Origin of the sequence: Telluria mixta, assembly GCF_029223865.1 — a bacterium.
GTDB lineage: Bacteria > Pseudomonadota > Gammaproteobacteria > Burkholderiales > Burkholderiaceae_D > Telluria > Telluria mixta.
The window spans coordinates 6263070-6282616 of record NZ_CP119520.1 but is presented as its reverse complement, the minus strand read 5'-3'; the positions used below and the strand labels follow the sequence as shown (position 1 = coordinate 6282616).

General features: G+C 65.4%; 15 protein-coding genes and 1 pseudogene. 9 read left to right on the top strand and 7 right to left on the bottom strand.

Going from position 1 to position 19547, the window contains the following annotated elements; all coding sequences use genetic code 11:
* The first annotated feature begins 30 nt into the window (after positions 1–30).
* From P0M04_RS27665 to P0M04_RS27645, 5 genes and pseudogenes are all read left to right on the top strand, one after another.
* Entirely contained in the window at positions 31–1701 is a 1671-nt protein-coding gene (locus tag P0M04_RS27665; RefSeq protein WP_259451136.1) for an esterase/lipase family protein, read from the top strand.
* Positions 1698–2597 (top strand): annotated as a pseudogene (locus P0M04_RS32975) (T6SS immunity protein Tli4 family protein); the annotation flags it as partial. The gene P0M04_RS27665 and the pseudogene P0M04_RS32975, both read left to right, overlap by 4 nt.
* Before the next feature lie 107 nt (positions 2598–2704).
* Positions 2705–3436: a hypothetical protein gene (locus P0M04_RS27655; RefSeq protein ID WP_281042117.1), complete on the top strand. Its 732-nt coding sequence runs from the start codon at positions 2705–2707 to the stop codon at positions 3434–3436.
* A 250-nt stretch (positions 3437–3686) separates the two neighbouring features.
* On the top strand, positions 3687–6638 hold the full coding sequence (locus P0M04_RS27650; protein WP_259451138.1) for a TonB-dependent receptor plug domain-containing protein: 2952 nt from the start codon (positions 3687–3689) through the stop codon (positions 6636–6638).
* Positions 6639–6763: 125 nt separating this feature from the next.
* The gene (locus P0M04_RS27645; protein ID WP_259451139.1) at positions 6764–9130 is read left to right on the top strand and encodes a DNA internalization-related competence protein ComEC/Rec2; all 2367 of its coding nucleotides are present in this window, start codon (positions 6764–6766) and stop codon (positions 9128–9130) included.
* Here P0M04_RS27645 and P0M04_RS27640 read toward each other — a convergent pair whose 3' ends face one another.
* Positions 9131–10606 (bottom strand): sensor histidine kinase, encoded by a 1476-nt coding sequence (locus P0M04_RS27640; RefSeq protein WP_259451140.1) that lies wholly within the window; start codon positions 10604–10606, stop codon positions 9131–9133.
* 2 nt (positions 10607–10608) lie between these two features.
* The gene (locus tag P0M04_RS27635) at positions 10609–11295 is read right to left on the bottom strand and encodes a response regulator transcription factor (RefSeq protein ID WP_259451141.1); all 687 of its coding nucleotides are present in this window, start codon (positions 11293–11295) and stop codon (positions 10609–10611) included.
* A 134-nt stretch (positions 11296–11429) separates the two neighbouring features.
* Here P0M04_RS27635 and P0M04_RS27630 point away from each other — a divergent pair, with 134 nt between their 5' ends.
* The 3 genes from P0M04_RS27630 (at position 11430) to dcd (ending at position 13454) form a co-directional block, all read left to right on the top strand.
* On the top strand, positions 11430–11921 hold the full coding sequence (locus P0M04_RS27630; protein ID WP_259451142.1) for a Spy/CpxP family protein refolding chaperone: 492 nt from the start codon (positions 11430–11432) through the stop codon (positions 11919–11921).
* 83 nt (positions 11922–12004) lie between these two features.
* Positions 12005–12841 (top strand): alpha/beta fold hydrolase, encoded by an 837-nt coding sequence (locus P0M04_RS27625; RefSeq protein WP_259451143.1) that lies wholly within the window; start codon positions 12005–12007, stop codon positions 12839–12841.
* 46 nt (positions 12842–12887) lie between these two features.
* Positions 12888–13454, top strand: coding sequence for a dCTP deaminase (dcd, locus tag P0M04_RS27620; RefSeq protein WP_259451144.1), 567 nt, complete (start codon positions 12888–12890; stop codon positions 13452–13454).
* 54 nt (positions 13455–13508) lie between these two features.
* Here the strand turns inward: dcd and P0M04_RS27615 are convergent, their stop codons facing one another.
* Positions 13509–15764 (bottom strand): arginine/lysine/ornithine decarboxylase, encoded by a 2256-nt coding sequence (locus tag P0M04_RS27615; protein WP_259451145.1) that lies wholly within the window; start codon positions 15762–15764, stop codon positions 13509–13511.
* Positions 15765–16031: 267 nt separating this feature from the next.
* Here P0M04_RS27615 and P0M04_RS27610 point away from each other — a divergent pair, with 267 nt between their 5' ends.
* On the top strand, positions 16032–16535 hold the full coding sequence (locus P0M04_RS27610) for an Rv1443c family protein (protein WP_259451146.1): 504 nt from the start codon (positions 16032–16034) through the stop codon (positions 16533–16535).
* On the opposite strand, the gene P0M04_RS27605 is transcribed toward P0M04_RS27610, so the two are convergent.
* Genes P0M04_RS27605 through P0M04_RS27590 form a run of 4 tightly spaced genes read right to left on the bottom strand, consistent with a single transcriptional unit; the run spans position 16491 to position 19541 of the window.
* Positions 16491–17105 carry a DUF4337 domain-containing protein gene (locus tag P0M04_RS27605; protein ID WP_259451147.1) on the bottom strand — a complete coding sequence of 205 codons (615 nt, stop codon included), beginning with the start codon at positions 17103–17105 and terminating at the stop codon, positions 16491–16493. The two genes, P0M04_RS27610 and P0M04_RS27605, sit on opposite strands and share 45 nt — an antisense overlap.
* A 4-nt stretch (positions 17106–17109) precedes the next feature.
* Entirely contained in the window at positions 17110–17598 is a 489-nt protein-coding gene (locus tag P0M04_RS27600) for a dihydrofolate reductase (protein WP_259451148.1), read from the bottom strand.
* A gap of 14 nt (positions 17599–17612) precedes the next feature.
* Positions 17613–18407, bottom strand: coding sequence for a thymidylate synthase (thyA, locus tag P0M04_RS27595; protein WP_259451149.1), 795 nt, complete (start codon positions 18405–18407; stop codon positions 17613–17615).
* 39 nt (positions 18408–18446) lie between these two features.
* The gene (locus P0M04_RS27590) at positions 18447–19541 is read right to left on the bottom strand and encodes a threonine aldolase family protein (RefSeq protein ID WP_259451150.1); all 1095 of its coding nucleotides are present in this window, start codon (positions 19539–19541) and stop codon (positions 18447–18449) included.
* Positions 19542–19547: the final 6 nt, after the last annotated feature.

Genomic DNA, 19547 nt, shown 5'->3' with positions numbered 1-19547 from the left:
CGCAAACTCGACCCAGACCACGGAGCGCGCATGGCAGACCCGACCCGCCCCTTGCCGAACCTCGTCCCGCAGCCCGACGGCAGCTGGACCGGCCGGACCGTCCTGACCCCGACCTCGTTCACGACACGCGGGCTGTTCACGTTGCCGCCGTCGAAGGTCATTCCCGTCATCGTCGTGCCCGGGATCATGGGGAGCAATCTACGGGCGGCGACGAGTCCGGCGAAGCGGGCGAATGCGGTGTTGAATCCGGGTGAGGAAGCGTGGCGGGCGCCGAACGGTGCCATCAGTGGTATTACCGAGGCACGTTTATGGAAGGGGCGCAAGCCGGCTACCCGTCAGCAGATCCTGGACGGGAACACGTTGGAGGTCGATAAGCGTGGAGAAATCCATCTGCCGCTGGAGGCCCGAAACTACGGTATGACCGAGGGTGAAGTGCGGGATCGTTGGTGGGGCGAGGTGCATTGGGATTCGTACGGCAAGTTGCTGTATGGCCTGCATGTCGGCCTCAATCATACGTTCGAGATGGATCCAATCGACAACGTACGTGTCATCTGCAGCCATTGGAAGGACGTAATGAAGTGCGATCCGGCGAAATGGGGCGTGCGCGGCATCGATAAGGTCACGGAGCCGGAGCTGGAAAAGCATGCCGCCTATTACTATCCGGTTTATGCGTGCGGTTATAACTGGCTGGAATCGTGTGAGGACTCGGCCGCCTGGTTACGCCAGCGCATTGAACGCATCATCGCGTTTTGGACCGAGCGCAAGCGGGAATGCCGAAAAGTCATCCTCGTCACACATTCGATGGGTGGTCTCGTCGCCCGCGCTTGTGCAAAGCAAATTCCGGACACCATCCTGGGCGTCATCCACGGCGCCATGCCCGCTCTGGGCGCGCCCGTATGTTATCGGCGGATCGCCTGTGGTACCGAAAAATGGAGCCCAAGTAATGGTGGAATCGACAATAAAAAAGCTGAGTATGTCGCGGAAATTCTTGGCGAGCGTCCTGAATCGACGATGCCGGTCATGGCACGGTCACCGGGCGCTCTTGAGTTGTTGCCCAATCATTTGTACCCCCAGCCGTGGCTGCATATCTGTATGGTCAGCCGGGTCAATAACAAGGACGTACCGCGAGATGTTGTGCATTTACCCGTTGGGAATCCATACGAATTTTATCGTGACATGAAGTCCTGGTACCGATTGATCGACCCGGCGTTAGCCGACCCGGTCGGAAAACACCGCGAGGAAGATCAAGGGGTCGTCGAAGTCATCAGAAAAGCTGTCGCAAAGGCTGAGCATTTTCATCGCAATGTCCTGGATGCCTACTACCATCCAAACACCTATGCTTTTTACGGTGCCGATTCCGATCACCTGTCTTTCGGTGCAGTGCGTTGGGTAGCGCGCGATGCCGCCTCCGGTGCGGTGTTTACCGAAACGAACTTGCGTGGCGCATCTCAGACGGGTTATGGGCCTGCAGGTGGGCGCCGCGTGCGTGTGGAGGGACGCACCGATCTGCATTTTGTGCCGGCACGACAGGATGTTGCCGGGGACGGCACTGTGCCACATCAATCCGGCACTGGCCCACGTGGAAAAGTCGCACAGCTTTTCGATATTCGTGGCTTCGATCATCAGGGCGCGTTCAATCATGACGTTACCCTGCTGTTGACTCACCATCTTATCGTCAAGCTTGTACAGAAGATGCCATGACGCGAACGGGGACGCGCGGATGGCAAAAGCTCATCGTTTTGGTTGCAGCTTTGGCCTGTGCCGGAACATGGGCTGCCAGCCAAGTCCGCAGTATGCGGGACAGATCCGAGGTGGCGAAGATGACAGAGCAGATGAAGACGGTATGCATCGGGCGGTTTCTGATCGATATTCCGGCCCAGGCAGAGATCACCGTCTCCCGCGAGAGAATGGCCGGGTTCGAGATCCAGACCGTCGAAGAAGATGATGCCGCGTTCCAGAAACGGGTTGCCGAGCGTGAGGCAGATATCGACTCGCGCGGCCGCGAGCAGGACCACGAAGTAGGCATCGTCGATGCGCGTGATCTGCGCGTGCCGAACATGGTGGGACGTGTCTTCGTCTACGGGCGCAGCCGGGGTTACGTGATGGAGGGAGACCGCCGCGTGGACATGGAGTCGGTCGCCGTCGAAGCCCATGGACACATGAACGGGCTGAGTTTTTCACTCTCTGCGACAGAATCGAGTGAAGCAAGGGCCAGGACCGCGGAAGCGCTGTTGGCGCGGCTGCGCGTGCGTGGTGAAGGCGAAATACCTTCCGTCCCTGGCTTCTGTATCCGGCGCGCCGTCTTTGCGGATCCTTTACCTGCGCACAAGACCGAGCACATCGCCATGCATATTGGTTTCGCCGACCATCCGGACGTGGCCTTGGCGTTTGCCAGCTTTCCTGGTGGAGATACAAGTCGCAGTTTGCTGACCCGTTATCGTGATATGGATGCGGAGGCGAGTCCTGATGAGATGTTGCGAGTGTCAAGGCTACGATCGGGAAAGCGCACGATCAACGACCTCGCGGGTGAAGAAGTGCTCGAGCGCGTCCACGAGATGAATTTCGCGACGACATACGGCTTTGTGTGGGAAACCCAAGGTATGCCGGACGACCCGCAACAGCCATTCTTGTCGCTCGAACTTCACGGGGGATCAGCCCGCGCCCAGGTGGCAAGCCGATCGATACAAGCCTGCATGAAGACGCCGTGCTTTCGCTCTGGGATAGCATCTCGTCCAGCATCCGCCTGCGCAAGTCCGATCCGCCGCCGCCGACCGATCCGGCGCCGGAACCGCCCGGACCCAGGCTGGGTGCATTGGCGACGGCCGGAGAGGTCTGTCCACAGTCAGGCTGGTGGAAATGCCGCGAAGGCGGTCCCGGCGTGGACGTACAGGGCGGCTCGGTCCAGTGGATTCGCAAAGGCGACCGCATGCCGCAGGCACTGCTGCTACCACGACAGACGCTGTGGCAAAAGCTGCGCGGACTCCAGCCCAGCATCGAACCGTCGCAGCCGACCACGTGGAGGCTTGTCGACAAGCGGCTGCGTCCTCGTACGCCAACCCTGGTCACGCTTGCCCCGCCAGGGCCGGTCAGTGTCGCGCTGGAAGGCGACATCGCTCCCGTCCAGGTCGCGGCTCCCGGCACGAACGTCCGGACCGGTGAAGTCTGTCCGGCGAGCGGCTGGTGGCGCTGCGGCGAGACGCATGCGCTCGACGGGACGCGCTGGTTCCCGCGCGGGAGCACGCTGCCGGCCGCGACCTTCCAGGTACCGGTGGGCATGTTCGGTCGTTCCGCCGGTCCGGAAGTGATCCAGCGACGCAGTACGTGGCAACTGATGCGCATCGCCGAGGCGGAACGTGTCGCACTTCTCGTCGAGTCCGTACAGGAAGGACAGCCCGAGCCCGGGCCGTCGCCATTGGGGCCGTCGACGCTCGCCTGAGCCTTCGTTACTGGTGGCGTACGCCGGTATTTTATAAATGAAATCCATTTCATGCTGGCTGCATCCGTATGGGAGCGGAGAGAAACGGCGCTTCGTTACGATAGTCACGGAAGCGCGCGTCGGTTTTTTATAAATGATGTCCATTTATGTATCGGAGGCCGAAAAAAAGGAATTGGCTGGTAGCTTGTAACATCCCTAGGATGATTTTTCACACTCTTCAAGGTGTGATAAAAATCATAACGGAGATCTCATGACCATTCGACCCGCCAGGCGCAGCGAGGCCCAGCCTCCACGACCATTTCCTTTGAAGCTGTCCACCGCAGCATTGCTCGGAGCAGGCCTGATCAGCGCTGCAACCGTCTGCGCGCAGGAAGCAGCGCCCACCCCCAAGTCCGTCGACAATGTGGTGACGGTGACCGGTTCGCGCATCGCGGCGCGTGGCTTCAACCAGCCCACGCCGACGACCACGCTGACGGCCGACGACATCGAAAAATCGGCCGAGCCGAACATCTTCAACACCATCGCCCAGCTGCCTGCGCTGCAAGGCAGCACGGGCAGTCAGGTGCTGACGTACAGCACATCGAGCGGCCAACAGGGCCTGAGCGCGTTCAGCCTGCGCGGCCTGGGCGCGTTCCGCACGCTGACGCTGCTCGACGGCCAGCGCGTGGTGCCGGCCAACGTCACCGGCGTCACCGACATCAGCCAGTTTCCACAATTGCTGGTCAAGCGCGTCGACGTGGTCACCGGCGGCGCGTCGGCCTCGTATGGCTCGGATGCAGTCGGCGGCGTCGTCAACTTCATCACGGACAAGAAATTCAAGGGCTTCAAGGCCAATATCGAGGGTGGCGAGACCACCTACCACGATGACAGGAACGTCACGCTGCAGGCGGCATGGGGCCGCGGCTTCCTGGACGACAGGCTGCATGTCGTGGTCAGTGTGGAGCGCAGCAAGGAGGACGGCATACCGCCCAATGGGTTCGGCGCCGGCCCGGGCCCGAACGGCCGCACCGCCTTCAAGGCGCCCGCCTTTCAGACGCGCCCGTTTGCCCAGACCACCGACGGCAAACCGCAGATCTACGACATTCGTAACGCCCAGAATTACCAGTACAACCGCTACGGCCTGATTACCTCCGGCCCGCTGCAAGGCACGGCCTTCGGCGATGGCGGCGTGCCATACAAGTTCAACTACGGTTCCAACGGCGTGCCCGACGGTAAGGGCGGCGTGAGCGGCTGTATCAGCCCGTTCTGCGTGGGTGGCGACCTGTCCGGCGTGTCGGCCAATACCACGACCCTGGCCTCGGAGCTCGAGCGCGAGAACGCGTATACCCGTATCGGCTATGCGATCAATGACGACCATGAGATCTACATGACGATCAACGCGGCCGAGGTCAATTCGCAGAACCAGCCCAATGGCGGCGCGCCGAAAAACGCCAACCTGACCATCCAGTGCGACAACCCGTTCCTGCCCGCCTCGATCGCGGCAGCCTGCGCGGCCAACAACATCACCAGCTTCCAGTACGGCACCGGCAACGCCAATCTGCCGAAATACATCAGCGTCGAGCCGACCCGTCGCATGGCGCGCTATGTCATCGGCGCCGACGGCCGCTTCGATGCCGGCGGTACGACATGGTCGTACAACGGCTACTACCAGCGCGGGATCAACCGCACCGACCTGTACGTCAACAACATCACGCTGACGCCGCGCTATAACGCCGCGATCGACGCCATCCGTCTGCCCGACGGCAGCATCGTCTGCCGCAACGTCGTCGCGCGCAATTCGGGTTGCCAGCCCCTCAACATCATCGGCAACGTCCCGCAGAGCACCGGTGCGCTGGCCTATGTGATGCCGCCGAACGGCCCGGAGCAGCACGCCCGCCAGACCCAGGACGTGGCCAGCTTCAACGTCAGCGGCGAGCCGCTCGCGTTGTGGGCAGGTCCGCTGGCCGTCGCCACCGGTCTCGAGTACCGCAGGGAGGCCTATACCGTGCGCGCTGACCCGTACGGCAACGGCGTCACGGCGGACAGCCCGAATTCGCCTGCCTACCCGGCCGATCCGCTGCTGAACACCTCGTCCGGCGCGAACTGGTTCGCAGGCAATTACCACAACGGTTCGGGCGCCTACTCCGTGCGCGAAGCGTACCTGGAAGTCAACCTGCCCGTGTTCAAGTCGGCCGGGCTCGGCGAAGCCAACTTGAACGTGGCGGGACGCGGCACCAGCTACAGCACCGCCGGCAACGCCAAGACCTGGAAGATCGGGGGCACGTGGAAAACCGGTATCGACGGGGTGCGCCTGCGCGCCGTGACCTCGCGCGACGTGCGTGCGCCCAATCTGAGCGAACTGTTCGCGCCGGTCGTGATCACCAACAACGTTGTGAACCACAAAGGCACGACCTTGACGGTGCAGCAGCAGGTGACCGGCAACCCCGCGCTCAAGCCGGAGGTCGCGCGCAGCACGGAGCTGGGCATCGTCCTCGCGCAACCACGCTGGGCGCCGGGTTTCAGCGCCTCATTCGACTATTACACGATCAAGGTGAACGGCGTCATATCGACGCTGGGCCTCCAGCAGGAGGTCGACCTGTGCGACGCCGGTCACCAGGACCTGTGCGCGGCCATGGTGCTCGACAGCCCCGTGCCGACGAATAACTACGTGCGCCTGCAGCAATTCAACCTGGCTTCGCTCAAGCTCAAGGGATACGACATCGAGACCACGTACCGCGGCAGCATGGCCAACCTGGGACTGCCCGGCATGTTCACGCTGCGCGCGCTGGCCACGCATACGATCGACAACATCACCGACTCGGGCGTGCCCGGCACGATTCCGACGCAGGGGGCGGGCGTCAACATGGGCACCACGCCGCGCTGGAAGCTGCTGGCCTCGCAGGGCTGGTCGTCGGACAGCGGCAGCCTGACGCTGAGCGAGCGCTGGATCAGCAACGGTGTCTACAGCAATGAGTACATCGAGTGCCAGACCAACTGTCCGGTCTCGACGCCAATCCACCAGACCATCGACAACAACCACATGAAGGGCGTGTTGTATCTCGACCTGGGCGCGACCTACAAGGTTGCGGAAAACGTCATGGCCTATGCCAAGATCGACAACGTGGCCAACCGCAACGCGCCGACCTCGGGCAATGGCATCAACCCGTCGCTGTACGACCTGTTCGGCCGCATGTATCGCGGTGGGGTGCGTTTGACGTTCTAAGTCGGGTGGCGGCGCCGCAGCGCTCTTCAGCTGTGGCAGCTCAACAGAGGGTGTGGTAGCGTCGCTTCAGCCGTCCGCGCTGCGTAAGATATACGCTGGACAGTGCCAGACGAAAGGCAGGCGCCATGCGGATCGCGATATGCAGCTTTGTCGCCGGCGTCGCGTGGCTGCAATGCCGGGCTGCGCTTCCAACATGGAGTGCACTGGCATTCGGGGCGGCCTTGCTGCTGGCCTGCCTCGTGGTTCGTCGACCGCGGCGGCGGATCCCTCTGTTGATTGCCGGCGGCGCACTGTTGGGTTTTGGCTGGGCGGCGTTCCTCGCGCACGGCACGCTCGCGGACCGGTTGGCCGCAGTGGACGAGGGACGCGACGTCACCCTGGTCGGCACCATCGATAATCTGCCGTATCGCTTCGAAGGTGGCGTGCGCTTCAATTTCGTGGTCGAGCGAGTCATCGGTGTCACGATCAAGGTGCCGCGGCGCGTAGCGCTTTCCTGGTATTCGGGCTTGCGCAACAAGGTTGCCGCGGTCGGCGATGTCCAGCCGGGCCAGCGCTGGCAGCTGACGGTGCGCCTGCAGCGCCCCCACGGCAATGCGAATCCGGGCGGCTTCGACTACGAGGCATGGCTGCTGGAGCAGGGCGTGCGCGCCACCGGCTACGTGCGCGCCGACGACGGCAACGGGCAGCTGGATGCGTTCGTGGCGAGTCCCGGCGCGGTCGTCGAGCGTGTGCGTGCGGCGCTGCGTGCGCGCATCCAGGCGGCGCTCGCGGGGCGCACGTACGCGGGCGTGATCGTGGCGCTCGTGATTGGCGACCAGCGCGGCATCGACCAGGCCGACTGGCAGGTGTTCAACCGCACCGGGATCGGCCACCTCATCTCGATTTCGGGCCTGCACATCACGATGATCGCGGGGCTCGCCGCGTGGGCCGTGTCGGCCCTGTGGCGCCGCTCGTTCTTCACCGATGCGCGCCTGCCGCTGCGGCTGCCGGCGCAGAAGGTCGCGGCGTTGACCGGAGCCATCGTCGCCTTGCTGTATGTGCTGCTGGCGGGCTTCGGCGTGCCGGCGCAGCGTACCCTGTACATGCTGTCCGTCGTCGCGCTGGCGTTGTGGATGGGGCGTCTCGCCGCGGTGTCGCACGTGTTGTGCGCGGCGCTCGGCGTGGTCGTGCTGCTCGATCCGTGGGCCGTGCTGTGGCCGGGGTTCTGGCTGTCGTTCGGCGCCGTCGCCGCCATCCTGTTCGCGGGACATGGCCGCATCGGACCGCCACCCGCCGGTCCACGCGGTGCGCTGCTTCTGGCGGGACGGACGCAATGGGCCGTCACGGCGGGGCTCGTGCCGTTGACGCTGCTGTTGTTCGGCCAGGTGTCGATCGTGAGCCCGGTCGCGAATGCGGTGGCGATCCCGCTCGTCAGCTTCGTCGTGACGCCGCTCGCGCTGGCCGGCAGCCTGGTCCCGGGACCGCCGGGCGACTGGCTGCTCCTGCTCGCGCACTGGACCGTGGAGATGCTCGCGTGGCTGCTGCGCCAGATGGCGGCATGGCCCGGTGCCGTGTGGCGCGCGCCGGCACCGCAGGCGTGGGTGTTCGCGCTGGGCCTTGGCGGCACATTGTGGCTGCTGATGCCGCGCGGCTGGCCGCATCGCTGGGCGGGTGCCGTCGCGCTGTTGCCGATGCTGCTGCAACTGCCGGACCATCCGCCTGTGGGAGGCTTTCGCGTGACGGCATTCGACGTGGGGCAGGGTATGGCGCTGCTCGTCGAAACGGAACGGCACCGCCTGCTGTACGACACCGGCCCCGCCTACGCGCCCGGCGCGGATGGCGGCAGCCGTGTGATCCTTCCGTACCTGAGGATGCGGGGCATCGGCGCGCTCGACGGCATCGTCGTCAGCCACGGCGACACCGACCATTCTGGTGGCGCGCTGGCGGTGCTGGAGGGCGTCGATGCGGGTTGGCTCGCGTCGTCGCTGCCCGCGGATCACGCGATCGTCCGCGCAGCGCGCCGCCACGTGCGCTGCGGCGCGGGCCAGCACTGGGAGTGGGACGGCATCACGTTCGACATGCTGCATCCGACGCCGGCCAGCTATGACGACGGGCACCTGAAGACGAACGCGCGCAGCTGCACGCTCCGCATCAGCAATGGCCGGCGCACGGTGCTGCTGGCGGGCGACATCGAGGCGGCGCAGGAAGCGGCGCTCCTCGAGCGCGCGCCCGACCGCCTGCGCGCGGACGTGCTACTCGCACCGCACCACGGCAGCGGCACGTCGTCCACGCTGGCGTTCCTGCAGGCGGTGCGGCCCGGCATCGCAGTCTTCCAGGTCGGGTACCGCAACCGCTACCACCACCCCAAGCCCGAGGTCTACGCACGCTACGGGGCGATCGGTGTCGAGCGGCTGCGGACCGACGAAGCGGGCGCGCTGACGCTGGACTTCGACACGGACGTGGCGTGGCGCAGCTACCGCACGGCGCACGCGCGCTACTGGTACGTACGCTGATCAGCCCGCGCGCGGCAGCGTGATCGTGACGCGCAACCCGCCGTCGGGCCGGTTGGCGGCCGAGATCCGCCCGCCATGCGTCTCCACGACCCGCTTGGCGATCGCGAGACCGAGCCCGTGGCCATCGACGTTGTTGCGCGTCGGGTTGGAGCGGAAGAACGGTTCGAACACGTCGCCCAGGTGTTCCGGCGCGATGCCAGGGCCCTTGTCGAGGACTTCGATGTGAACGAGGTCGCCGTCCGGATGCAGGCAGACGTTCACGGGCCCGCCGGCGCCGTGCTTGACGGCGTTGCGCACGATGTTTTCGACGGCGCTCCACAACAGGTCCGGTGCGCCGTGTACCGTGACCGGTTCCGGCGCGTCGACGTCGACCACCGCGCCGGCTTCGAAGCGGGCATCGTCGGCGATCTGGTCGACCATCTCCACGAGGTCGACGGGCTCCGTCGCCGGCAGAGTCGTAGACGCTTCCAGTCGGGACAACGTCAGCAGTTCGCCGACGAGGCGGTCCATGCGCACGCTTTCCCGTTCGATGCGTTCGAGCGACGCCTGCAGGCGGTCCGGCTGCTGGTGCGCGAGGCCGATGGCGGCCTGCAGGCGCGCGAGCGGGGAGCGCAGTTCGTGCGAGACGTCGTGCAGCAGGCGGCGCTGGCCGTCCATCAGGGCGCGCAGCTGGGCGCTCATGCGGTCGAAGTCGTGGCCCAGTTCCGCGAGTTCGTCGCCGATCAGGCGCGGCGCCGCGTGGGCGAACCTGGGCGCCAGGTCGCCCGCGGCGGCGGCGTCGAAGGCGCGCTGCAGGGCGCGGATCGGACGCGAGAAATACCAGGCGAGGAGGGCAGCGAACAGCAGGCTGGCCAAGGTCGCGGCGACGATCGGCAGCCAGGGGCCCACGTGGCGGCTGAATTCCGGCGGCAGGCCGAACCAGCCGCCACCCGGGCCGCCAGGGCCGCCAGGGCCGCCGGGGCCGCCGTCCATGCGCGCGCCCGGGCCGCCGTCGCCCGGTCCGCCAACCGGCGGTCCGAAGCCAGGCCCGGTGCCGAAGCCGCGTGGGCCGGGACCGTCCGTGCCCGGCATATGCCATGCGCGCGATGCGAAAGCAGTGTAGCGGCGACCATCGGCGCTCGTCATGTGGGCGACGGCATGCGTGCGGCCGTCGCCGTTCAGGTTACGCTCGACTTCCTCGCGCAGCTTGGCGGGCACGGGCCGGTCGAGCAGCTCATGGCCCTGCTCGTCGAGCACGTACAAATGCATGCGGCGGCTGCCGGCGGCCAGGTCGCGCAACGCGTCGATGCCGCCGTGCTTCAGCGTCGCGGCGGCTGCGTCCAGCATGATCGTGGCGGGCGGACTCTTGTCGAGCGTGGGTTCGCCGCCGCGCTGGCGCGCCTGGTCGCGCAGCCACAAGGTGCCGCCGACACCGATCGTGGCGGCCACCTGGGCCAGCAGGATGGACAGGAAAAACTTCCAGAACAGCCGGCCCATCGCTACTCGCGGATCAGCTGGTAGCCGAGACGGTAGACGGTCTGCAGGCAGGAACGCCCGTCGGACAGCGTGCCCAGTTTGTGGCGCAGGCTCGAGAGGTGGACGTCGATGTTGCGGTCGAAGCGGGCCAGCGGGCGGCCCAGTCCCTGCTCGGACAGGTCGTTCTTGCTGACCGGGCGGCCGGCGTTGCGGGCGAGGACTTCGAGCAGGTTGAATTCGGTGCTGGTCAGCTCCAGCGGCCGACCTTCCCACGTGGCGCGGCGCTGCTCCGGCAGCATCGTGAGCTTGCCGACGGTGAGCGTGATGCCGGGGCCGTCGTTGGGCGAGCTTTGCGTGCGGCGCAGGATGGCGCGGACGCGGGCAGTCAGTTCGCGCGGGGTGCAGGGCTTCGTGACGTAGTCGTCGGCGCCCAGTTCGAGGCCGAGGATACGGTCGGCGTCGTCGCCGCGGCCCGTCAGCATCAGGATCGGCATGCGGCTGGCGGCGCGGATGCGGCGCAGCGTCTCGATGCCGTTCATGCGGGGCATCATCACGTCGAGAATGGCGATGGCGTACTGGCCGGACAGCGCTTCGCGCGCGCCGGTCTCGCCGTCGTGGGCGCAGGCGACACGAAAGCCTTCCTGTTCCAGGTATTCGGCAAACATGCCGACCAGTTCGGTGTCGTCGTCGATAAGCAGGACTTGGTTCATGCTCGCATCTTAGCGCAGGGCGGCCGTGCCGACCATGCGGGCCGGGCCTCTTTACGTCGTTTTACACGGCGATAACACTCCTTAACATCGAGACAACCGAGAATGGCGTCTCCGAACAAAAAAGGATGATACTCATGAAATTCTCGAGCCTTTCCGCGGCGGCCGTGCTGCTCGCCGCCTGCCTCGCCACCCCGGCTTTCGCGACCGGCGAGCCGGATGCGCCGCCGGCGGCCGGCCAGCGCGGTCCCGGTGGCGACCACGAACGCGGCCCGGACGGCCACGGCCCGGGCATGCCCTTCGGCCACGTCCCGCTGCACCGCCTGAAGCTGACGGAAGCCCAGCAGGACAAGGTGTTCGCGATCATGCACGCCCAGGAACCGCAGCGCCGCGACTACGACAAGGCGATCCGCAAGGCGCACGAGGCCTTGCGCGACCTGGGCCGGGCCGACAAGTTCGACGACGCCAGGGCCGGGGCACTGTCGCGCGATCTCGGCCAGGCCGTCGCCGCCCAGGCGCTGCTGCAGGCTCGAACGGACGCGCAGATCCAGGCCGTGCTGACGCCGGAGCAGCGGGAGCAGCTGCGCCAGCACCGTATGCGCGGGCATGACGCGAGCGAGCGGCCGTAGGCGTTTCCCTCTAACTACTTGGAGATAATGACATTACAATGGGTTTTGTCTTTACTACGCGCAGCCGCGTCATCCCATTCCCGATGTCCAAGCCATTACTCCATTTCACCCACGGGAACAGCTACCCCTCCGGTTCGTACGGCCGCCTGCTGGACGATTTACGACGCGACTTCGACGTGCGCACGACGGACATGCTGGGCCACGATCCACGCTTTCCCGTGCGCGACAACTGGCATACGCTGATCGACGAATTGATCGCCCAGCTGGAAACGTACGGCCGGCCGGCGATCCTCGTCGGTCACTCGCTGGGCGGCGCGGTCAGCATGCTGGCGGCGCACCGGCGGCCAGACCTGGCGCGCTGCGTGGTGATGCTGGATTCGCCCGTCGTCGCGGGCTGGCGTGCGTGGGTATGGCGCATCGCGAAGCTGCTCGGGCTGCGCATGCGCTTGTCCCCCGGCAACGTGGCCCAGCGGCGGCGCAACGTGTGGCCGTCGCGCGCGGCCGCGTTCGAGCATTTCATGGCGAAGCCCGTGTTCCAGGCGTGGGCGCCGGGTGCGCTGGACGACTATCTCGACCATGGCCTGGTCCCGCAACCGGACGGCGTCCGGCTGCGTTTCGACCGCGACGTCGAAGCCGCGATCTACAGCACGCTGCCGCACGACATGGACCGGGTACTGCGCGACCCGTTCCCCGTGCCGGTCGGCTTCATTGCGGGCACCGATTCCACGGAGCTGCGCCAGGCGGGCCTGGACGGCACGCGCCGGCTGGTCGGCGACAATCTCGTCACGATAGCAGGCACGCACCTCTATCCGATGGAGAAGCCGGCACTGACGGCGCAGCTGACACGCGAGATGATCGCGCGGCTGCTGGCGCAAGGCGAAGAAAAAAAGGCCGGTCGTCCGGCGGCGCTTTTCGCGTAAAATTGCGGGATTCATATCCCCATTTTTTTGGAAAAGAAGCCCAGCGATGAGTATCAAGAGCGACAAATGGATCCGCCGGATGGCGGAAGAACACGGCATGATCGAACCGTTCTCGCCGAAACAGGTGCGCGAGACGGACGGCCGCAAGATCATTTCGTGGGGCACGTCCTCGTACGGCTACGACATCCGCTGCGCCGACGAATTCAAGGTGTTCACGAACATCAACAGCACGATCGTCGATCCGAAGAACTTCGATTCGAATTCGTTCGTCGACGTGAAGAGCGACGTGTGCATCATCCCGCCGAACTCCTTTGCACTGGCCCGCACGATCGAGTACTTCAGGATCCCGCGCAACGTGCTGACCGTCTGCCTGGGCAAATCGACGTACGCCCGCTGCGGCATCATCGTCAACGTGACGCCGTTCGAGCCGGAATGGGAAGGCTACGTGACGCTGGAATTCTCGAACACGACGCCGCTGCCGGCCAAGATCTATGCGGGCGAAGGCTGCGCGCAGGTGCTGTTCTTCGAGAGCGACGAGGTCTGCGAAACGTCGTACAAGGACCGCGGCGGCAAGTACCAGGGGCAGCATGGCGTGACGCTGCCGAAGGCCTGATGTGTTGAAGACGTAAAAAAAGGAGGCCGCGGCCTCCTTTTTTTTCACGTTGCGTCAGTCCTGCTTTACGCAATCCACGAAATACCCCAGCTTCCCATCGATCTCGCGCTTGACGAGACCATGCACGTCGGTCTCGAAGCCCGGGAACCGTTCGTTGAAGTCGCGTGCGAAGCGCAGGTAGTCGACGATGGTCTTGTTGAAGCGCTCGCCCGGGATCAAGAGCGGGATGCCCGGCGGGTAAGGCGTCAGCAGGATCGCGGTGATGCGGCCCTCCAGGTCCTCGATCGCCACGCGCTCGATCTCGCGGTGCGCCATCTTCGCGAAAGCGTCCGACGGCTTCATGGCCGGAATCATGTCCGACAAATACATCTCGGTCGTCAGGCGAGCGACGTCGCGCGATTTGTAGAAGTCGTGGATCTGCTGGCACAGGTCGCGCAGGCCCCACGATTCGTAGCGCGGGTTCGCGGCCGAGAACTCGGGCATGACGCGCCACATCGGCTGGTTACGGTCGTAGTCGTCCTTGAACTGCTGCAGGGCGGTGACGAGCGTGTTCCAGCGGCCCTTGGTGATGCCGATCGTGAACATGATGAAGAACGAGTACAGGCCGCACTTCTCGATGATCACGCCGTGCTCGGCGAGGTACTTGGTGACGATCGATGCCGGAATGCCGGAGGTGCCGAACGAGCCGTCCAGCGACAGGCCCGGCGTGACGACCGTCGCCTTGATCGGGTCGAGCATGTTGAAGCCCGGCGCCAGCTTGCCGAAGCCATGCCAGTCGTCTTCCGCGTGGATCATCCAGTCGGCCTGCGTGCCGATGCCTTCCTCGCTCGTCACCTGCGGGCCCCAGACCTTGAACCACCAGTCCTGGCCCCATTCCTCGTCGACCTTCTGCATGGCGCGGCGGAAGTCCAGCGCTTCGTAGATCGATTCCTCGACGAGGGCCGTGCCGCCCGGCGCTTCCATCATCGCGGCGGCGACGTCGCACGAGGCGATGATCGAGTACTGCGGCGACGTCGACGTGTGCATCAGGTACGCTTCGTTGAACGCGTCCTGGTCGAGCGCGACGGTCTCGGATTCGCGCACGAGCACCTGCGAGGCCTGCGACAGGCCCGCCAGCAGCTTGTGCGTCGACTGCGTCGAGAAGATCATCGACTGCTTCGCGCGCGGGCGGTCGCGGCCGATCGCGTGCATGTTGCGGTAGAAGTCGTGGAACGTCGCGTGCGGCAGCCAGGCTTCGTCGAAGTGCAGCGTGTCGATCTCGCCGTCCAGCAGTTCGCGCAGCGTCTCGACGTTGTAGACGACGCCGTCGTAGGTCGATTGCGTGATCGTCAGGATGCGCGGCTTCTTGTTTTTCGCTTCGCGGGCGAAAGGGTTGGCCTCGATCTTCCGGCGGATCGACTCCGGCGAGAATTCTTCCAGCGGGATCGGGCCGATGATGCCGAGGTTGTTCCGGGTCGGCATCAGGAACACGGGGATCGCGCCGCACATGATGATCGAGTGCAGGATCGATTTATGGCAGTTGCGGTCGACGACGACGATGTCGCCCGGTGCCACGGTCGAATGCCATACCATCTTGTTCGACGTCGACGTGCCGTTGGTGACGAAGTAGCAGTGGTCGGCGTTGTAGATGCGCGCGGCGTTGCGCTCCGATTTGGCCACGGGACCCGTGTGGTCGAGCAGCTGGCCCAGTTCCTCGACGGCGTTGCAGACGTCGGCGCGCAGCATGTTCTCGCCAAAGAACTGGTGGAACATCTGGCCGATCGGCGACTTCAGGAACGCGACGCCGCCCGAGTGGCCGGGGCAGTGCCAGGAGTAGGAGCCGTCGTTCGCGTAGTTGACGAGCGCGCGGAAGAACGGCGGCGCCAGGCTGTCCAGGTAGGCTTTCGCTTCGCGGATGATGTGGCGCGCGACGAATTCCGGCGTGTCCTCGAACATGTGGATGAAGCCGTGCAGCTCCTTCAGGATGTCGTTCGGGATGTGCCGGCTCGTGCGGGTCTCGCCGTAGATGTAGATCGGGATGTCCGAGTTCTTGTGGCGGATCTCCTGCACGAACGCGCGCAGGCCGCTCAATGCGAAATTGGTCTCCTCGATGGTGCCGCCGCCGAATTCCTCGTCGTCGATCGACAGCACGAAGGCCGAAGCGCGCGACTGCTGCTGGGCGAACTGCGACAGGTCGCCATAGCTGGTCAGCCCGAGCACTTCCATGCCTTCTTTTTCCATCGCGGCGGCAAGCGCGCGAATGCCGAGACCGGACGTGTTCTCGGAACGGAAATCCTCGTCAATGATGACGATTGGGAAACGAAATTTCATGGACAGCTCCAAAGCGAAGCGCCGTGCGCGCCGTCTTCCGGAAAGTGGAAGGCGGCCGGGCACGGCACCGGAAAAATGAAGAAGCGGATTTTCGCAGAAATCGCGGGGTCCCGTGCAAAAATTTTTAATAGGTTAGCCACACGGGGCAGATTGTGGCGCACTCTTGTGTAAACAAGAAGACGGATGGTCGCTACGTTAATGGACTAACGGAAGCGGGCACGTGCAGGGCGTAGAGTCGAGCATGCCCCTTTCACCGTTGAGGTCACCATGTCCACCGTCCGCGTCCAGCTGGAAAGCAACGTCCCCCGTTCACCCGCAGAGCTGTGGGACTGGAGCACGTCGGTGCGCGGCGTCGAGGCCGAGATGGGGCCGGTGCTGAAGCTCGATTTTCCGAAGGGGATGACGCACATCCCGCGCGACGGCAGCGGGCTCGGTCGGCCGCTGGGCAACTGCCGCTTCCTGCTGTTCGGTGTCGTGCCGGTCGATCTGTCGCGGCTGACCTTCACGGAGATGGAGCCGGGCCGCCGCTTCGTCGAGCAGTCGCCGCTGCTGTCGATGAAGAGCTGGCGGCACGAACGTATCCTCACGCCCGGCCCGGACGGCACGCGCATCGTCGACCGCCTGGAGTTCACGCCGCGCTTCGCGGGCCCCGTCGTCGGCTGGATCATCGAGCGCTTCTTCCGCCACCGCCACGCGGTGCTGAAGAAGCAGTACCGGGAGCGCCGCTCAGTGGCCAGAGGCGAACAGGGCGCCCAGGGGATCCACGTGTAGCCACGCGAACGCGCCCAGCGCGAAGCCGACGATCGCGACGACGTAGGTGATCGACAGCAGCCAGCGCCGGCGCGTCAGCAGGGTGATGGCGGCCAGCGAAATGGCGATCTGCTCGGCCGTCGTCGCCAGCGCCCACTGGTGGTGGGTGTGCAGCGCGCGTTCCGACTTTTCGTTCCATTCGTCCGACTGGGCCTCGTACTTCTCGGCCTCTTTCTTGATGCCCGCCTTTTCCGATTCGTACCGCGCGACGTCGGCCTTGTACTTCGCCTGCATCTGCGCGTCCACACCCGGCAGGCTCGTCGCGAGTTCGGCCAGGTTCTGCTTGCTCGACTTGGCCTGGTAGTAGTTCCAGGAATTCGCGGCCGTCGTCTTGGCGATGGCCGCGTTGTTCTTGAAGAGGGCCGCGTCGTTCTGCGTGGCGCCGCCGAGGTAGCCGAACAGCGCGCCGACGGTGGCCAGGATGGCCGTCATCACCGCGATGTTGTTCGAGAAGGAATCGCTGCCGTGCTGGGCGGCGTGTTCGACCGCGTGATCGTGCGGCCCGTGTACGTGAAAACCGTGTCCGGACATGGTGTTACTTGACTTTGTCGTAGGTGACGATGGCGTAGTCGACGCCCGCCGTCGGTGAGTGCAGGGGTTCGTTCGCGACGGCGGCCCACTGCGCGCTGTCGATCTCCGGGAAGAACGTGTCGCAGCGGTAGACCTTGTCGATGTGCGTGACGATCAACCGGTCGGCGATGCGCATCGCCTCCGCGAAGATCTGCGCGCCGCCGATGATGCTGGCCGAGTCGTTGCCGACGAGGGCCACGGCGTCGTCCAGCGAATGGACGACGTCCACGCCGTCATGGTGCCAGTCGGAGTTGCGCGTGACGACGATGTTGCGGCGGCCCGGCAGCGGACGGCCGATCGATTCGAACGTCTTGCGGCCCATGATGATCGGGTGGCCGAGGGTCACGCGCTTGAAATGCGCGAGGTCCTCGGGCAGGTGCCAGGGCAGCTGGTTGTCGACGCCGATGCCGCGATTGGCATCCATCGCGACGACGAGGGACAGATGATGAGCCATGCGAACCTCCTTGCTTACACCGCGACCGGCGCCTTGATGGCCGGGTGCGGATCGTAGCCGACGATCTCGAAATCTTCGAATTTATAATCGAACAGCGAGTCCGGCTTGCGCTTGATGACCAGCTTCGGCAGCGGGCGTTCCTCGCGCGACAATTGGAGCTCGACCTGTTCCATGTGGTTCGAATACAGGTGGCAGTCGCCGCCGGTCCAGACGAAGTCGCCCACGTCCAGGCCGGCCTGCTGCGCCATCATGTGCGTGAGCAGCGCGTAGGACGCGATGTTGAACGGGACGCCGAGGAAGATGTCGGCGCTGCGCTGGTACAGCTGGCACGACAGCTTGCCGTCCGCGACGTAGAACTGGAACAGCGCGTGGCACGGGGGCAGCTTCATCTTCGGCACGTCGGCCACGTTCCAGGCCGAGACGATCATGCGGCGCGAATCCGGGTTGTTCCTGATCTGGTCCATGACCTGCGTGATCTGGTCGATGTGCTCGCCAGCCGGCGTGGGCCAGCTGCGCCACTGGTAGCCGTAGATGGGACCGAGCTCGCCGTCCGCGTCCGCCCACTCGTCCCAGATCGAGACGCCGTTTTCCTTCAGGTACGCAATGTTGGTGGAGCCGGCGAGGAACCAGATCAGTTCATGGATGATCGACCGCAGGTGCAGCTTCTTCGTGGTCACCAGCGGGAAACCGTCCTGCATGTTGAAGCGCATCTGGTGGCCGAACACGGAGCGGGTGCCGGTGCCGGTGCGGTCGGTTTTGACCGTGCCATGGTCCAGCACATGGCGCATCAGGTCGAGGTATTGGCGCATCGGTGTGGCTCGAATGGAAAGATTGAAAACCCGCGCATTTTACCCGATGCCGCGCTCCACCGCCGCTGCCAGCAGCGCCACCGCTTCGCGCACGCGGCCGTCGGGCGTGACCTGCAGGTTGTCGCCCACGTACAGCTCGAAGAACGAGGTGTCCGGCAGCACGCCGTGATTGACGCGGTTGAACGGCCAGATGCCGTGGTCGCGCGCCAGTTCGCGCCGGATCTCCAGCGCGCGCTCGCGGCTCACGGGCAGGTGGATGTGCAGCATGTTGGCCTGCGGCCGGGCGGGGTTCGTGCGCAGAACCGGGTGGTCGCGCAGCACGTCGAACAGGAAGCGTGTGCGCTCGAAGTACGCGGGCATCGCGGCCAGCCTCTGCTCGAACTGCATCGCGGCCGCGACGACGTACGGCGAGCGATGGATCACGTTGCCGCCCTGGCGCTTGAACCATTCGGCGGCCTGCGCGACGAATTCGCGGCTGCCGGCCAGCATGGCGCCACCGAGGCCGCCGATGCCCTTGTACAGCGACGTGTAGACGGTGTCGAAGCCCGCCGCGATCTCGGCCACCGGACGGCCATAGCCGGCCGCCGCTTCCCACAGGCGCGCGCCGTCCATGTGCAGGTGGATGCCGCGCGCGCGGCAGTGCGCCTTGATGTCCTGCAGGTCGTCCCAGGACGACAGCTGGCCGCCGATCTCGCGCATCGGAATCTCGAGCGCGACGGCGGACAGGCGGTCGGGGATGCCCACGATGTCGGCGGCCGTCCACGGGCGATACGGCTCGCCCGTGCGCAGCGCGTCGAAATGACCCAGCAGCTGGTAGTTCGAGCGCTCGTGGACGAAGATGTGCGCGGTCGGATGCAGCGCCACGGGGGCGCGCCCGCGCGCGTCGGCGGCGAGCCGGAGGGTGGTGACTTGCGCAAGCGTGCCGCTGATGCAGAAGACGGCGGCCTCGAAGCCGAGCAGTTCGGCCACGCGGGCCTCGAAGCCCTGGATCAGCGCGCCGTCGCCATACGTGTCGTGGGCGATGCCGTTGGCGTCGCACCAGGCGGCCATCGCGGCGAACATTTCCGCTGGAGGGCGGGCGCGGTGGCCGGGGAAGACGGTGGTGCAGCGGGCGAGCAGTTCGGTGTCGGTCAAGGGAGG

Coding starts and splice junctions, on each gene's coding strand:
- P0M04_RS27665 (WP_259451136.1), top strand. CDS start 31: ATGGCAGACCCGACCCGCCCCTTGCCGAACCTCGTCCCGCAGCCCGAC.
- P0M04_RS27650 (WP_259451138.1), top strand. CDS start 3,687: ATGACCATTCGACCCGCCAGGCGCAGCGAGGCCCAGCCTCCACGACCA.
- P0M04_RS27645 (WP_259451139.1), top strand. CDS start 6,764: ATGCGGATCGCGATATGCAGCTTTGTCGCCGGCGTCGCGTGGCTGCAA.
- P0M04_RS27640 (WP_259451140.1), bottom strand. CDS start 10,606: ATGGGCCGGCTGTTCTGGAAGTTTTTCCTGTCCATCCTGCTGGCCCAG.
- P0M04_RS27635 (WP_259451141.1), bottom strand. CDS start 11,295: ATGAACCAAGTCCTGCTTATCGACGACGACACCGAACTGGTCGGCATG.
- P0M04_RS27630 (WP_259451142.1), top strand. CDS start 11,430: ATGAAATTCTCGAGCCTTTCCGCGGCGGCCGTGCTGCTCGCCGCCTGC.
- P0M04_RS27625 (WP_259451143.1), top strand. CDS start 12,005: ATGTCCAAGCCATTACTCCATTTCACCCACGGGAACAGCTACCCCTCC.
- dcd (WP_259451144.1), top strand. CDS start 12,888: ATGAGTATCAAGAGCGACAAATGGATCCGCCGGATGGCGGAAGAACAC.
- P0M04_RS27615 (WP_259451145.1), bottom strand. CDS start 15,764: ATGAAATTTCGTTTCCCAATCGTCATCATTGACGAGGATTTCCGTTCC.
- P0M04_RS27610 (WP_259451146.1), top strand. CDS start 16,032: ATGTCCACCGTCCGCGTCCAGCTGGAAAGCAACGTCCCCCGTTCACCC.
- P0M04_RS27605 (WP_259451147.1), bottom strand. CDS start 17,105: ATGTCCGGACACGGTTTTCACGTACACGGGCCGCACGATCACGCGGTC.
- P0M04_RS27600 (WP_259451148.1), bottom strand. CDS start 17,598: ATGGCTCATCATCTGTCCCTCGTCGTCGCGATGGATGCCAATCGCGGC.
- thyA (WP_259451149.1), bottom strand. CDS start 18,407: ATGCGCCAATACCTCGACCTGATGCGCCATGTGCTGGACCATGGCACG.